Origin of the sequence: Corynebacterium sp. UBA4397, assembly GCF_002390965.1 — a bacterium.
In the GTDB taxonomy this organism is placed as follows: Bacteria; Actinomycetota; Actinomycetes; order Mycobacteriales; family Mycobacteriaceae; genus Corynebacterium; species Corynebacterium flavescens.
This window is the reverse complement of record NZ_DGRD01000026.1, coordinates 36,957-52,312: the sequence shown is the minus strand read 5'-3', so window position 1 is coordinate 52,312 and position 15,356 is coordinate 36,957. Positions and strand designations below refer to the sequence as shown.

The 15,356-nt window shown below is 57.2% G+C and carries 14 protein-coding genes; 5 read left to right on the top strand and 9 right to left on the bottom strand.

The window, feature by feature from the left end; translation table 11 throughout:
* Positions 1-39 precede the first annotated feature (39 nt).
* From B2696_RS05855 to B2696_RS05830, 6 genes are all read right to left on the bottom strand, one after another.
* A complete protein-coding gene (locus B2696_RS05855; RefSeq protein WP_075730143.1) occupies positions 40-1,662 on the bottom strand; it encodes a cytochrome b in 1,623 nt (540 codons plus the stop codon).
* A complete protein-coding gene (locus B2696_RS05850; protein ID WP_075730144.1) occupies positions 1,662-2,882 on the bottom strand; it encodes a ubiquinol-cytochrome c reductase iron-sulfur subunit in 1,221 nt (406 codons plus the stop codon). Before B2696_RS05850 ends, B2696_RS05855 begins: the two co-directional genes overlap by 1 nt.
* The gene (locus tag B2696_RS05845) at positions 2,879-3,766 is read right to left on the bottom strand and encodes a c-type cytochrome (RefSeq protein WP_075730145.1); all 888 of its coding nucleotides are present in this window, start codon (positions 3,764-3,766) and stop codon (positions 2,879-2,881) included. The genes B2696_RS05850 and B2696_RS05845 overlap by 4 nt, the downstream gene beginning before the upstream one ends.
* Positions 3,767-3,837: 71 nt before the next feature.
* Positions 3,838-4,422, bottom strand: a complete 585-nt coding sequence (locus tag B2696_RS05840; RefSeq protein ID WP_286954458.1) for a cytochrome c oxidase subunit 3 — start codon at positions 4,420-4,422, stop codon at positions 3,838-3,840.
* Between the two features lie 594 nt (positions 4,423-5,016).
* A complete protein-coding gene (locus tag B2696_RS05835) occupies positions 5,017-5,448 on the bottom strand; it encodes a cytochrome c oxidase subunit 4 (RefSeq protein WP_276623551.1) in 432 nt (143 codons plus the stop codon).
* Positions 5,449-5,465: 17 nt separating this feature from the next.
* A complete protein-coding gene (locus B2696_RS05830) occupies positions 5,466-6,548 on the bottom strand; it encodes a cytochrome c oxidase subunit II (protein ID WP_286954405.1) in 1,083 nt (360 codons plus the stop codon).
* 403 nt (positions 6,549-6,951) lie between these two features.
* Here B2696_RS05830 and asnB point away from each other — a divergent pair, with 403 nt between their 5' ends.
* Positions 6,952-8,874, top strand: coding sequence for an asparagine synthase (glutamine-hydrolyzing) (asnB, locus tag B2696_RS05825; protein WP_286954403.1), 1,923 nt, complete (start codon positions 6,952-6,954; stop codon positions 8,872-8,874).
* A gap of 163 nt (positions 8,875-9,037) precedes the next feature.
* Here asnB and B2696_RS05820 read toward each other — a convergent pair whose 3' ends face one another.
* Positions 9,038-9,391 (bottom strand): HesB/IscA family protein, encoded by a 354-nt coding sequence (locus B2696_RS05820; RefSeq protein ID WP_075730150.1) that lies wholly within the window; start codon positions 9,389-9,391, stop codon positions 9,038-9,040.
* Between the two features lie 207 nt (positions 9,392-9,598).
* Here B2696_RS05820 and B2696_RS05815 point away from each other — a divergent pair, with 207 nt between their 5' ends.
* On the top strand, positions 9,599-10,291 hold the full coding sequence (locus tag B2696_RS05815; RefSeq protein ID WP_075730151.1) for a DUF3043 domain-containing protein: 693 nt from the start codon (positions 9,599-9,601) through the stop codon (positions 10,289-10,291).
* Positions 10,292-10,313: 22 nt separating this feature from the next.
* Positions 10,314-11,303 (top strand): nicotinate-nucleotide--dimethylbenzimidazole phosphoribosyltransferase, encoded by a 990-nt coding sequence (locus tag B2696_RS05810; RefSeq protein WP_286954401.1) that lies wholly within the window; start codon positions 10,314-10,316, stop codon positions 11,301-11,303.
* 94 nt (positions 11,304-11,397) lie between these two features.
* Here the strand turns inward: B2696_RS05810 and B2696_RS05805 are convergent, their stop codons facing one another.
* Positions 11,398-12,495, bottom strand: a complete 1,098-nt coding sequence (locus tag B2696_RS05805) for a branched-chain amino acid aminotransferase (protein WP_276623547.1) — start codon at positions 12,493-12,495, stop codon at positions 11,398-11,400.
* Positions 12,496-12,608: 113 nt separating this feature from the next.
* On the opposite strand from B2696_RS05805, the gene B2696_RS05800 reads away from it, so the two are divergent.
* Positions 12,609-14,168, top strand: coding sequence for a leucyl aminopeptidase (locus B2696_RS05800; protein ID WP_286954399.1), 1,560 nt, complete (start codon positions 12,609-12,611; stop codon positions 14,166-14,168).
* 67 nt (positions 14,169-14,235) lie between these two features.
* On the opposite strand, the gene B2696_RS05795 is transcribed toward B2696_RS05800, so the two are convergent.
* Positions 14,236-14,631 (bottom strand): oxidoreductase, encoded by a 396-nt coding sequence (locus B2696_RS05795; protein ID WP_286954397.1) that lies wholly within the window; start codon positions 14,629-14,631, stop codon positions 14,236-14,238.
* A 123-nt stretch (positions 14,632-14,754) separates the two neighbouring features.
* On the opposite strand from B2696_RS05795, the gene B2696_RS05790 reads away from it, so the two are divergent.
* On the top strand, positions 14,755-15,356 hold a 602-nt coding region (locus B2696_RS05790), incomplete at its 3' end, for a biotin/lipoyl-containing protein (protein ID WP_286954395.1).

Here is a 15,356-nt window from a genome sequence, read left to right as displayed (position 1 = left end):
ACCGGTGAGCTTGTGAGCGTGTTAAATAAGGCGGTCGGACTAGCTGCGACCGTTCTCCTCGTCTTCACGGCGGTTTGCCTCGTTGAGACGACGGAACATCTCCGCCTCCTCTTCATGGTTCTCCTCATGAATTTCGTGGACGCGGTCCATCAGCTGCGGATCATCCGGCGAGAACCAGCCCTGGGTCTCAGAGTCTGCGAGGCCCAACTGGTTGAGCTGCTTGGGAACCTGAGCGCCCGCGTACTCGAGGGGCACTGGATGCCCGTTCTCATCCACCGGGCCGAGAGGCTGGTGGATCTCGATGTAGGCGCCACTCGGGAGTCGCTTCAAGACACCAGTCTCAATACCGTGCTCGAGGACCTCGCGGTCAGAGCGCTGTAGACCAACGCAGATGCGGTAAGTCATGAAGTAAGCAATCGGAGGCAGAACAATCAGGCCGATACGTCCCACCCAGGTCATTGCGTTGAGCGAAATCTGGAAGAAGTGCGCGACGTGGTCGTTACCACCAGACATGGTGACCAACAGGAAGAAGGTGATAGCCATGGCACCAATCGCGGAGCGAACGGGGACATCGCGAGGACGCTGCAACAAGTTGTGGTGCGCGTCATCACCGGTGAGTTTCTTCTCGATGAACGGGTAAGCGAACAGCAGTACAACCATGAGACCACAGAGCAGAGCCACCCAGAAAGCGGAAGGAATGGTGTAGTTACCCAAGTACAGCTCCCACGCGGGCATGACACGAGCCACACCGTCAGTCCAGAGCATGTAAATATCAGGCTGGGAACCAGCAGAGACCTGCGAGGGGTTGTAGGGTCCGAGCAACCAGATGGCGTTAATGGTGAGGACGCCGGCCATAAGCGCCAGCACGCCAGCAACCATCATGCCCATGCCAATAGCCTTGGTGGCGAATACCGGCATGATGCGCACGCCGACAACGTTGTTCTCAGCACGGCCAGGTCCGGGGAACTGGGTGTGCTTCTGGTACCAGACGAGGATAAGGTGTGCGGCGATCAGGCCGAGAATAATGCCGGGGATGACAAGGACGTGCAGGATGTAGAAGCGGTCCAGCATGAGATCCGAGGGGAAGTCACCGCCGAAGATGGCCCAGTGCAGCCAGGTACCGATAATCGGCAGCCCCAAGATGATGGCCGACATAATGCGCAGACCAACACCGGAAAGAAGGTCATCCGGAAGGGAGTAACCGAGGAAGCCCTCGATCATGCCCAAAAGAATGAGCGAGCAACCGATGATCCAGTTGGCCTCGCGGGGACGCCGGAAGGCGCCCGTGAAGAAAATACGAAGCATGTGGGCAATCATGGACATCATGAACATGAGCGCTGCCCAGTGGTGCATCTGGCGAACGAAGAGTCCACCACGGACCTCGAAGGAAAGATCGAGGGCGGTTGCATAAGCGCGGGACATCTCAACGCCATTGAGAGGCGCGTATGTACCGTCATAAATGACCTTGGTGATCGAAGGATCAAAGAACAAGGCAAGATAGACACCGGTCAGCAGAAGGATAATGAAGCTGTAGAGCGCCATTTCACCCAACATGAAGGACCAGTGGGTCGGAAAGACCTTGTTGAGCTGTGTACGAATCATCCCCGCTGCGGTGTAGCGGGAATCAATATTATTGCCAATCTTGGCGAGTTTCTTGCTCATTATGATTTACGCTCCCAGAATGCCGGGCCGACAGGCTCAATGAAGTTACCCTGCGCGACGAGGTATCCCTCTTCGTCCACGGTGATCGGCAGCTGCGGAAGAGCACGGGCGGCAGGACCGAAGACCGGCTTGCCGTAATGCAAAGCATCAAACTGCGACTGGTGGCACGGGCAGAGAATACGGTTTGTCTGCGCCTCGTAGAGAGAGGTCGGGCAGCCAATGTGTGTACAGATTTTGGAGTAGGCGTAGTAGTCGCCGTAGTGGAAGTCTTCCTGACCCTCGCGCTCAATAGCCTTCTGTGCGTCAGAGTGACGCAGGCGGATGAGCATCACGGCGTTACGGTTGCCGTGGATGGAGTGCATGTGATTCTCGTAGACTTCCTTGTCCTTAGACCACTTGTCACCATCGTTGACGTCCTGCTCCGCAAGCGGAAACACGGTCTCCATGCCGCCGGCAGCCAAGTCCTCTGCACGTACGCGCACCAGACGGGCAAGGCCCTTGGTGCTGTAGTGCGAACCGGATTCGCCATCGTGCATCTCGGCGATGGTGCTGGTGTCACGAGCAAGGTAGAGCTTGACGCCTTCGTTTGCCAAGGTCCAGCCGGAGGTCCACAACGTGCCGTCACCGGAGTAATCAAGATCGTGGCGAACCTTCCAAGGGTTGCGGACGGTGCCGCCGAGGGGAGCAATGACGGTCAAACCGAAGAGCACTCCTGCTCCGCCGAGCAGACCCTTGATGGTGGTACGACGACCCAAGGTCGAGGTCTTCCAAGAGTCATTGAGAAGAGCGGTCAGTGTACGGCGGTCAACTTCATCCGAAGGACCATCATGGCGACGCTGAACGGAGATTTCCTCTGGGAGGATCCGCTTAACGTACTGGACAATGGCAATACCGAGTGCACAGATAGCCACGAAGGAAGTAATTCCGAGAAGCGGCGTATAGAGAGTGTGCCACCACAGACCATCCTCGCCAAGGGACTTGTACTCCCAAGGCCAGAAAAGGTAGACCCCTAGGAAGGCCAACCCGCCGAGCACGGAAAGCACAAGCCAGATGATGATGTTGGCGGAAGCACGCTTCTCTGCCGGATCACCTTCAACAGGGAAACGCTCTTTCCGGAAGGCAACGGTGACGCCATCGAGCTGCGTCCCGAGTGCAGCGAGTTCGTCATTGTTCATGTTATTGAGCTCGGCCTCAGTGTAGTTCTTCTTTACGTTGCTCATGAGCGCGATCCAATCCACATTGCGGCAGCGCACAAAACGCTAATGCCAATGATCCACATTGCTAGGCCCTCGGCCACTGGTCCGAGGCCACCCAAATCCCAACCTGCCGGGGAGGGCGTTTCCTTAGCCGACTTGATGTAGGCGATAATGTCCTTCTTCTCATCAGCAGTGAGCTGACGGTCAGAGAACTTCGGCATGTTTTGCGGACCGGTGAGCATGGCCTGGTAGATCTCCTGCTCATTCGCCGGTGCCAGCGCAGGCGCGTACTTACCAGAGGAAAGCGCACCGCCTTGACCGGTGAAGTTGTGGCAGGAAGCGCAGTTCATGCGGAAGAGCTCAGAGCCCTTTGCCACATCCTCGTTCTGGATGTTGCCGTCGAAGTTGGCGCCGCGCAGAGACTCCTGTGCGATGTTTCCGTTCTCGTCGTAGACGATATCGGGGCCGCCACCATTGGCAGCCACGAAAGCGGCAAGAGCAAGCGTCTGCTGCTCGGTGTAGCGAGGAGTCTTACGCTCGGCCTGAGCGTCGTTGCTCATCATGGGCATGCGGCCGGAGTGCACTTGGAAGTACACGGAACCAGCACCCACGCCGACCAACGAAGGTCCACGCTTATCGATGCCCTGCAAGTTTGCACCGTGGCAGGTAATGCAAGCGGTGTCGTAGATGTCCTTGCCTTCTTGAATGAGGGCCTGGTCATCTTTCTGAGCGGTGGCTACCTGTGCGTCTGGCGTCAATGCAGATGCGAGGACGCCCGCCCCGGATAGGCCGACCGTAAGAGCAAAGGCGCCGGCTAGAGTGCGCTTGACCTTACGACGGCGACGGGTCTTCTTTGCCGAGTCAGTCGAGGCTTCCACTGAGACGGTCTGCGGATTGTTATCCATCATTTTCCTTTAGATAACTCGTACACGGAAATGAATGGCTGTAGGCCGAGGAATGAACTTCGGCATTCTACGGCCTACTGAATCAAGTAAATGACAGTGAAAACGCCGATCCAAACAACGTCGACGAAGTGCCAGTAATAAGAAACTGCCATCGCTGCCGTTGCCTGTGCTGGCGTAAACTTGGACTTAGAAATACGTGCCAAGATGATGGCAAATGCAATAAGTCCTGCTGTCACGTGCGCGGCGTGGAAGCCGGTGATGATGTAGAACACCGAGCCAAACACGCTGGATTGCACGGTCACACCGTGAAGAATAAGTTCGGTCCACTCGAAGGCCATGATGCCCAAGAACACGACACCAAGCACAAGAGTCACGGAGTACCAAATGCGAAGCTTATAAACGTCACCCCTTTCTGCTGCAAACACGCCGAACTGGGAGGTAACGGAAGAAGAAATCAACACTGCCGTGATGAGAAAGCCCATCGGCACGTTGATATGGGCGGTATTCTCCGCCCAGTCGCCTTCCATACCGTTAGCTCGCGAGGTGAACCACATCGCGAACAGTCCGGCAAAGAACATCAATTCCTGAGACAGGAACACAATGGTGCCCACGCTGACCATATTGGGTCGGTTCAGCGAGGCTACACGTGGTGCTGCCATACCTTGGTTAGAAACTACGCTCGTCACGCATATAAGTATGGACGGGAGCGCCCCCTAAGTCACTTCGCTTCCCCCCGTTCCTTTAATCCTTTAACCGACCCGCCCCGAAGCCTCCACCAAGCCATGCCACATACAGCTGCCATCCTCCCCCCGGGGAACTATATGGCATAGGTCACGAACCCACATCAGCGCAGGTAGCGCACGCGCGCTAGGCCTAACAACACAAGGAATGTCAATAAGGACTAACCCCGGACCAACCAAGGAGCAATCTTTGCAAGCGGTTTGCCCAAAATAGTCCATGAGATAAATCACATTTGCACACCGGCGCATAATTGCAGGTTTGCAACTTTCGTATGACCCCCAACAAAAATGCCCATCTACGTGCCCATACTCCCCTAGACGCATGCGCGCATATCCCGCGCGCACTCCCCTCTAGCTGTCACAGCTAGAGCACTCCCCTGAACTTTTTCCAGATCGTTTGGAACTTTTCCTGACCTGTATACGACGCGAGATCACCAAAGCCCTTTCCCGACCAAAAAGGCCGGGAAAGGGCTTGAGAAGTGTGCGAAAGCTAAGCCGAAAGTATGAGCGGCTTTAGTGCTTTTCCTTCGGCAGACCGTACTGCAAGGATAGTCCGGTTACGGAAGCAATGAGGCAGACAGCGCCCAAAGCAATCAACCAGAAGTACAAGAAGATGATGCCCAAACCGAGGACAGCCACCGAGCCGGTCATAGCGAGCGGCCAAATGGAGCTCGGAGAGAAGAATCCGAGGATGCCTGCACCGTCTTCAGTCTCGGCCTCCTCCCAGTCTTCGGGAGCAATGTCTACACGCTTATCAGTGAAGTGGAGGTAAACACCCAGCATGATGCACAGAAGGAAGGAAAGGGCCAAGGCCACTATTCCCGCCCACTCCGGGCCGTAGAGGTAACCGTCATCCTTAACGAGGTTAAGGCCGAAGATGTAGACGATGAGGGAAACAAACAGGTAGGTCGCAATTGAATAGAAGACCATGGATGTTGCGCGCATTTGTTTTTCCTTATCTCTTATGCCGCGGCGTTGTTAGCGTCAACGAAGTTGTCTGCATCGGCGGTGTCACGCTGTGAGCTAAATGGTGAGGTGCTCACTGCATAAGGCTCCTGACCGATCTTTTCCAGCGCCTCGGCGTTGGTCGCGTCCGGGTTCTGCTCACGGAAGGCCATGTACTCGTTGAAGTCCTCTGGGGATACCACGCGGATTTCGAAGTTCATCATGGAGTGGTAAGTACCGCACATCTCAGCACAACGGCCGACGAAGGCGCCTTCTTCATTGATTTCCTCAACCTGGAAACGACGCTCCTGAGAGTTGTTCTCGGGGTGCGCATAAACGTCACGCTTGAACAAGAACTCCGGAACCCAGAATGAGTGGGATACGTCGCCGGAAGCCAAACGGAACTCAATTGGAGTTCCAGAAGGAAGAACCAAAACCGGAACTTCCTCGGTGGTTCCTACAGTCTCAATCTTGTTGTAGTTCAAGTAGGAAAGGTCACCCATGGACTTGCCGTGAATCGGGTTGGCGTTCTTAACGCCTTCCGGATCCTTGGCAGATTGCTCAGCCAAGCGCTGACGCTCGGTATCAGCACCGTTGTAGTTCTCGCCGTTAACCTTGTTCTCGGCGTAACCAAACTTCCAGTTCCACTGATAAGCGGTGACGTCAACTGTGACCTCTGGGTTCTTGTCCAAGGCCGTAACCTTCTGCTGCGCCTGAACGGTGAAGAAGAAGAGGCCCATGATGATGAGGATCGGGACGATCGTCAGCACCATTTCTAGCGGGATGTTGTACTGCGTCTGCTTCGGGAACTCTCCCTTGCCGTCCTTCTTGGCCTTCTTCGCGCTCCAGCGGAAGATAGCAGTAAGGAAAAGACCCCACATGACGAAGCCGACGATCCACGCGATAACCCATACCCATATCCAGAAGTTGTACATCGACTCAGCCTCTGGGGTAATTCCCTTTGGCCAGCCAAAGCCTAGAATATTCTCGACCGCGGTCGGTGCCGCCGTCTCACAACCTGCCAAGGTAAGGCCGCCAAGTGCGAGTGCGCCGGCGATGCCTGCTTTCCGGGCAAGGTTGCGCTTTTTACGCTGTCCCACGTGTGTTCTGCCTTTCTGTCCACACAAACTTCTCGAATACTCACAGAGCATCCCTACCCAACTAGGATAGTTGATAGGAATGCTGCCACAGACCTTTTAACGGCCCTCGACCGCAGGGCTTACACCGCCCCACGACAGTCAATGCGGAAGATGCTACCGCCCCACCTGCACAATGCCATAACGCAAGCATATAGGCCCGCCGCTATTCTGTGTGCCAATTCACAAAGAGGCAGGGAGGTCATCATACGAAAGTTCGCACCATTACGGGGAAGATTCTCAGGCTTCTCTGACCCGCGATGCGCCCGATGCCGCTTCGCCTCCCCGTGGCGTGTTGCGGGAAATGGCAGAGATAGCCGTAAAGTGTTGCCTAGAAAGAACCTCATATTAAAGGAGTAGACATTCTATGTGCGGATTGTGCGGCTTATTAGCGGCTAAACACAACGCTGAGGACTTTGTGGAGGCCGTAGAAAAGGCCCTCCCCTGCATGCGTCACCGTGGGCCTGATGCGGCAGGAACCTGGCACGATGCCGACGCCGCCTTCGGTTTCAACCGGCTCTCCATCATCGACATTGAGCATTCTCACCAGCCACTGCGCTGGGGACCCGCCGAGAATCCTGAGCGCTACGCCATGACTTTCAACGGGGAGATCTATAACTACATTGAACTGCGCGAGCAGCTGAAGAAGGAAGGTTATTCCTTTAATACTGAGGGCGATGGCGAGCCCATCGTCGTTGGCTTCCATCACTGGGGCGAGGACGTAGTCAATCACCTACGCGGGATGTTTGCCATTGTCATCTGGGACACCGAGACGAAGACGATGTTCGCCGCCCGTGACCATTTCGGCATCAAGCCTTTGTACTACGCCACTACTGCAGCAGGCACCGTCTTTGCCTCCGAAATGAAGTGCATCCTCGAGATGGCGGAGGCTCTTGGTCTAGAACTCAACCTTGATAAGCGCGCCATCGAGCATTACGTCGATCTGCAGTACGTTCCCGAGCCGGAGTCTCTGCACGCCCATATTCGCCGCGTCGAGTCTGGCTCCACCGTTACCCTGCACCCGGGAGAAGATGTTGTGGCCAAGCGCTACTTCCGTCCCACCTTCCCTGTTCAACAGGTTCCTAAGGGCAAGGAACAGGACCTCTTTGACCGGATCACCCGGGCCTTAGAAGACTCCGTCGAAAAGCACATGCGCGCCGATGTGACTGTCGGTTCCTTCCTTTCCGGTGGCATCGATTCCACCGCCATTGCCGCCCTGGCCAAACGGCACAACCCCAACCTTTTGACTTTTACTACTGGATTCGAGCGCGAAGGCTACTCCGAGGTCGACGTGGCCGCAGAATCTGCTGCCGCCATTGGCGTCGAGCATATTGTCAAGATTGTCTCGCCCGAGGAATACGCGGATGCCGTGCCGAAAATCATGTGGTACCTCGACAATCCTGTGGCCGATCCTTCCCTCGTTCCCCTGTATTTCGTGGCGCAGGAAGCACGCAAGCACGTCAAGGTAGTGCTCTCCGGCGAGGGTGCGGACGAGCTCTTCGGCGGGTACACCATCTACAAGGAACCCCTTTCTCTAGCTCCTTTTGAGAAGCTACCGTCCCCGCTTCGCCGTGGACTGGGAAGGCTCTCCAAGGTTTTGCCCGATGGGATGAAGGGAAAGTCACTCCTAGAGCGTGGCTCGATGGATATGGAGGAGCGTTATTACGGCAACGCGCGTTCCTTCAACTTCGACCAGCTCCACCGCGTCATGCCTTGGGCCAAGCGCGAGTGGGATCACCGCGAAGTTACCGCACCGATTTATGCGGAATCTGAGGGGATGGATCCCGTCGCACGCATGCAGCATCTCGACCTTTTCACCTGGATGCGCGGAGATATCCTCGTCAAGGCCGACAAGATGAACATGGCCAACTCTCTCGAGCTGCGCGTGCCTTTCCTAGATAAAGAGGTATTTAAGGTGGCGGAGACAATTCCTTATGACCTCAAGATTGCCCACGGCACCACCAAGTATGCCCTGCGCAAGGCCCTTGAAAACATCGTTCCGCCACATGTTCTGCACCGCCGCAAGCTCGGGTTCCCCGTACCCATGCGCCACTGGCTCGCCGGTGAAGAGCTCTACGGCTGGGCTCAGCAGACTATTCAGGAGTCCCAGACCGAGAACATCTTCAACAAGAAGGCAGTCTTAGAGATGCTCAAGGAGCACCGCGACGGCGTTTCTGATCATTCCCGGCGGCTGTGGACGGTTATCTCCTTCATGATCTGGCACGGAATCTTCGTGGAAAAGCGCATCGACCCCAAGATCGAACAGCGCGACTACCCCGTCAGGCTCTAGCCGCCGCACACCCTGCGCGGTACCGCCGCAATAGAAGCAAAAGGCCCGCACCTTGACTGTCCCTTTCGATTAAGAAAGAGCACGTCAAAGTGCGGGCCTTAAACCTATGTGAAGCACAATGCGAAGCTAGATTTCTCCGCTTGAGATGCGCTGAGCAGGTTCCTTAGTTGAAGGAGTCGCCGCAGGCGCAAGAGCCGCCCGCATTCGGGTTATCAATGGTGAAACCCTGGGATTCGATGGTGTCCGAGAAGTCAATCTTCGCGCCACTGAGATAGGGCACCGACATCTTGTCAACCACGAGGCTCACTCCGCCGATGGTATCGACCTTGTCGCCATCAAGCGTGCGATCATCGAAGTAGAGCTGGTAGCGCAGGCCGGCGCAACCACCGGGCTGTACGGCAATGCGCAGCGAAAGATCATCACGGCCTTCCTGCTCCAGCAGGGCCTTAGCCTTAGCTGCTGCAGCATCGGTCAGGATAACGCCAGTTGCGGAAGTTGCGGAAGTTGGAGCGGTCATTTCTTCTCCTCAAACAAAGACTTGATTTCGAATACTCGTTATCGATATTCGGTTTCGACGTGTGGAAAATTTCTTGCCACCATCCTACCCTCCCACCTAAGCCGAGAAAAGATGAAAAAGAACGGAGGCAATGGCTATGTGTAGTTCAACACTCTCGGTCGCGGGCCTATTCCCACTCAGGGCCGGCAACCTTGTAACCTAAATGACGTGAAACTACCGTGGCAAAAAGACAATAAGACCTCCGACAAAGCTGCAGCGCACGCGGGGGCGGAAGACACCGAGCACCCGGAGGTGACCTACCCCAAGGGATTTACCCCTCCTAAAGGCAGGCCCACCCCCAAAAGGCATGACCAGGAAATTGCCAAGGGCGTAATCCGCGATCCCAACCGCGCGAGCGATCCACAGCGCCGTGAGCGGCGCAAGGAACTCAAGGCCTCCATGTCTAAAGAAGAGTGGAAAGCCTATAAGAAGAAGGAACGCCAGGAAATCCGCGAACGCAACCAAGTTGCGCAGAAGCGCATGGAATCCGGGGAGGAACAATACCTCTTACCGCGAGATAAGGGCGAGGTACGCCGCTTCGTGCGTAATTGGGTGGATTCCCAGCGCTTCTTGACCGAATGGGTCATGCCTTTCGCCCTTATCCTGCTGCTCTTTACCTTCTTGGGTAGCTCCAACCCCACTTTTGCCAACATCACCTCTATCGTCGCCATGGCTTTCATCGCGGTCTTCGCCTTCGAAGGCATCTTCCTGGGCCGTCGATGCAACAATGCGGTTCGCCTCAAGTTCCCGAACACCACTGAGGCCGGCTTCGGGCTAGGCTTCTACGCCTACTCCCGCGCAACCCAGCCCCGGAAGTGGCGCACTCCCCGCCCCCAGGTCGAGCGCGGCGCAAGCGTCTAGTTCCAGTTAAAGGTAACGTCCAATGCTTAAGTTTGAGTCCATTCCCGGCCCCGACCTCGAGGCACGGTCAGCGATGGAATTGGGGCTTGCTTCCTCACCTCGCGGCGCTTCTTTCGGACGCCTGCGCTCAGTCGCTCAGTGGTACGCCGGCTGCCGCGGGCAGGTACCCGCTGAGCAAGTTCAACGCGCGCGCGTTGTGGTTTTTGCTGGCGGCCACGGCATTGCCGGCAGAACCTTTGAAGGGGTCGGACTATCTGCTTTCGCCCCCGAGGCCGATGCGGAGATTCTCCAAGAGCTCAATGTCGGCGCTGGTCCTACGCACGCCATCGCGCGCCGCGTCAATGCAGGAATTAGAGTAGTCACCCTGCCCAGTTCCGCCCCCATTGATACTGAGGACGCCATGTCGGCGCAGGTACTCAATGAATCGCTCGCGGCGGGCCAGCATGCGGCCGATGTGGAGATCGACGAGGGCGCTGACTTGCTCATCCCAGCGGAGCTCGGCGTCGGCGCAACCACAGTCGCCGCAGTCATCATGGGAACCTTGAGTTCAACCGAGCCTGTGGCCATTGTTGGCCCTGGCTCGGGCACCACGGATTCCATGTGGAAGACCAAGGTTACGGTCATCCGTGATGCGATGTTTAGGGCCCGCAATCTCGACCCTGAAGAGCTTTTGGAAGTCTCTTCCTCCCCCAGCACTGCAGCGCTGGTTGGCTTCATCATTCAGGCGGCGACTCGCCGCACGCCCCTGCTTGTCGACGGCCCCTTGGTTGCCACCGCTGCCGTCATCGCCGAGCGTCTCGCTCCCGGCACCAAGAAATGGCTCTACGCAGCGAGTGAAGGTCTTGAGCCTGCCCACCATTTGGCGCTCGAAGATCTGGGTCTTGAGCCACTCCTTCGGCTTGAGCTTCGCGCCGGCCAAGGCTGCGGAGCCTTGCTTGCTTTGCCCTTGGTGGAAAGTGCCCTTGACCTAGCCGCAGATGAGGTCACAGCCATAAGCTCCCAGCTGGACTAGGCCAACTGGGAGCTTGGGCTCTTCCTCACCCCTTATCCTGCAGCGCCCGCCTCTTGCCCCCAACGAGGCCCGCGAACAGGAACAGAAGCAAGAATTACTTGGTCAGCGGGTAGAGCCAGCCGTGCTTGTCAGCGACAGTACCGCGCTGGATTCCGGTGAGCTCTTCGCGCAGCTGCATGGTGATCGTGCCAGCCTTGTTGTCGTTGACTTCGAACTCGCCATCATTGCTCATGACGCGACCAACCGGAGTGATGACTGCAGCAGTGCCACAGGCGAAGGCCTCGGTCATTTTGCCTGCGGCGACGTCCTCACGCCACTCGTCGATAGTGATGCGGCGCTCCTCAACCTTGTAGCCCAAATCTTGGGCGACCTGCAACAGAGACTGGCGGGTGATACCCGGCAGCAAGGAACCAGACAAAGCCGGGGTGACGATGGTGGCATCCGCGCCAGATCCGTAGACGAACATCAGGTTCATACCGCCCATCTCTTCGATGTACTTGCGGTCGATGGCGTCGAGCCACACAACCTGATCGCAGCCCTTCTCCTCGGCTTGAGCCTGGGCCAGCAAGGATGCGGCATAGTTACCTGCGAACTTGGCGGCGCCAGTACCGCCTGGTGCGGCACGAACGTAGTCAGTTGAAACCCAGACCGAGACGGGGTTGATTCCACCGCTGAAGTATGCGCCTGCCGGCGAGGCGATGACCATGAAGCGATAAGCGTTTGCGGGGTGGACGCCAACGGAAACCTCGGTAGAGATCATGAACGGACGCATGTAGAGGGAAGCTTCTCCGCCTGCAGCCGGGGTCCAGGCCTTATCGACCTCAACCAGCTGGCGCAAAGACTCGATGAAGTCCTCCTGAGGCAATGGCGGCATGGCCATGCGCTTGGCGGAATTGATCATGCGCTGAGCGTTCTGGTCAGGGCGGAAGGTGACGATGGAGTCATCTGCCTGGCGGTAAGCCTTGATGCCTTCGAAGATCGACTGCCCATAGTGCAAAACCGTGGTGGCCGGGTCGAGCTCGATAGGGGCATAAGGACGAACCTGTGCGTCGTGCCAGCCTTCTTCTTCGTTCCAGTCGATGGTCACCATGTGATCAGTGAAGTACTTGCCGAACCCAGGATTGCTAAGAATCTCTGCGATTTCGGCCGGGGAGGTGGGATTATCAGTGCGGGTTACCGTGAAATTAAGCATGCCTACACAGTACTCCGCAGGCCACGCATACGGGCTAAAAGGCCCCGAGAGGACCTCCTCGTCCACGCGTATGATGTTTGAGGTAATCGAATCTTTCAGTTCTCAGGAGGAAAATGGTGGCTACTTCCACGTTTGCACTACCGGCTCGCGGCGTCTTTCCCGGCGTCGAATTACTCAAGAAGGCCCCCAAGCACGCGGAAGCTCTCATCGTGCTTGCCGTCAAAGGCGAGGACGGCCTCGAGCTTTGCGCTACCTCACTGCTGGATGCCGGCGCCACCCGCACCGTATTTGATTCGCTCGTTGCCGTTGGTGCCACCGGCAAGGCAGGTGAACTCAAGCGCGTACCCGCCCCTGCCAAGTCCGGCTTCACCTCGGTCGTGGCCTTGGGCCTAGACAATATGGAAGACTTCGACTCGGAGCAGGCGCGGCGCACACTAGGTTCCGCGGCACGCCACCTACGCAAAGTGGAGACCGCAGTAATTGACGTCCCCGCTCCCCTACTTGCTTCATCAGTAGAAGGCGTTCTCCTCGGCGGCTACGAGTACCGCGGAATCCACTCGCCCGAGTCCTCTGACAAGGACAAGGCAAAATCCAAAGATAAGGCCAAAGATGAGGCCGCCGAGAAGAAGCAGCCTGGAACTTTCTACTTCATTGGTGGAAAGGACCAAAAAGACGCCTTCGAGCACGCAAAGATCACTGCGGAATCCGTCATCCTAGCCAGAGACCTCGTTAACGCTCCGGCCAATGTCCTCTACCCCGAGACCTATGCGCAGTTCATCAGCGCCGAGGCCAGGGAAGCCGGTCTGGATGTCGAGATCCTCGACGAGAAGGAGCTGGAAAAGCAGGGCTTCGGTGGAATCCTTGCGGTAGGCAAAGGCTCGCAGCGCCCCCCGCGTCTTGTTCGTGTGACCTGGAGCCCTAAGAAGGCAAAGAAGACTGTCGCGCTGGTTGGTAAGGGAATAACCTTCGATACCGGCGGAATCTCCCTTAAGCCTGGCAACGGAATGTGGGACATGATCTCTGACATGGGCGGATCCGCAGCTATGGTCGCTTCCGTACTGGCCGCCGCCAAGTTGGAAATCCCCGTCAAGGTAGTTGCTACCTTGCCACTCGCAGAGAACATGCCTTCGGGCTCTGCTACCCGTCCGGGCGATGTCATCACCCACTACGGCGGAATCACCTCCGAGGTGCTCAACACCGATGCAGAAGGCCGCCTTGTCTTGGCCGATGCCATCGCCCGCGCAAGCGAAGACGACCCCGATTACCTTATTGATACTGCCACCTTGACCGGTGCCCAGATCGTCGCTTTGGGTAGCCGCACCGCCGGAGTGATGGGCACGGCAGACTTCCGCGATCGCGTGGCCGAAGTGGGTCGAGAAGTCGGCGAAAACGCTTGGGCCATGCCACTGCTCGAGGAGCACGACGAGGAGATCTCAACCCCCGCCGCTGACATCCGCAACATCCACGTCAAGCGCGAGGGCGGAATGGAGTTTGCAGCCACCTATCTCCAGCGCTTTGTCGAAGAGGACATCGCTTGGGCGCACATCGACGTCGCTGGCCCAGCCTGGAACGGCAGCGGTCCCCGCGGCTACACGCCTAAGCGCGCCACTGGCGTACCGGTACGCACGGTAGTGGCCGTCTTGGAAGAAATCGCAGCACAAGACAAGAAATAGAGAAACAACGAAGCATCAGCAGCAATAACAGCGATAGCAGTAATAACTGCTATCGCTGTGGCCGCGCCTAGGACTCGGGGGTCTCGCCCCGATTAAACCTGGCGCGCCTTTCGCGTTGTTCTTCCCTGCGGCGCAGAATCCTCTCGCGTTCCATTCGCTCACGCATGCGCTGTGGGTAGCCGGTCTCCTCGACGTCATATACGGCGCAATCAAGCAGCTTTGCTACAGCATCGATCCCTTTTGGCCCCCCGATTCTGCGGCGGGTGAACTCTCCATCGTGGTCCACCACCACAACAGACATCTCGTTGAGGACGGTCTCGGGCTCGATGAAAGCCTCGATAAAAGCCCTCCCAGCAGCCCATTGTTGCAACGCGCGCGCATCTTCCGCCCTGATGGTGTCTCCCGGTGCGCGCGGGGGACGAAGCTGCGATCGGGATTGATTGCGGCGGAAGATATTAAACATAAGTTCACATCTTACCCTCATGAGGGTAACTATCAGACCCAGATATACGCGCTGGTTTCAATGACGCTGTAGGATTGGTCGACAGCGATATTTAATTCCAACTTCCGAGGAGTCTTATTACTCATGGCGCACTCCGTTGAGATGCCCGAACTGGGCGAATCCGTCACCGAAGGCACTATCACCCAGTGGCTGAAGTCCGTCGGTGACACCGTAGAGGTCGACGAACCACTACTCGAGGTTTCCACCGACAAGGTTGATACCGAAATCCCCTCCCCGGTAGCGGGTACCCTGATAGAGATTAAGGCTGACGAAGACGACACCATCGAGGTCGGCTCCGTCATCGCCATCATCGGTGATGAAGGCGAATCTGCATCTTCCTCCTCTGAAGAGGAAGAAAAGCCTGCCGCTTCCGGCGATGCCACCGACGTCGAAATGCCCGAACTCGGCGAATCCGTCACCGAAGGCACTATCACCCAGTGGCTGAAGTCCGTCGGCGACACCGTAGAGGTCGACGAACCCCTACTCGAGGTTTCCACCGACAAGGTTGATACCGAAATCCCCTCCCCCGTCGCAGGAACCCTCGTAGAGATCCTCGCCGACGAGGACGACACCATCGAGGTCGGCTCCGTTATCGCCCGCATCGGTGATGCCAACGCACAGCCGGCACAGGAATCCGCGCCCGCCAAGGAAGAAAAGCAGGCAAAGCCTGAGGCAGAAGCCAAGGA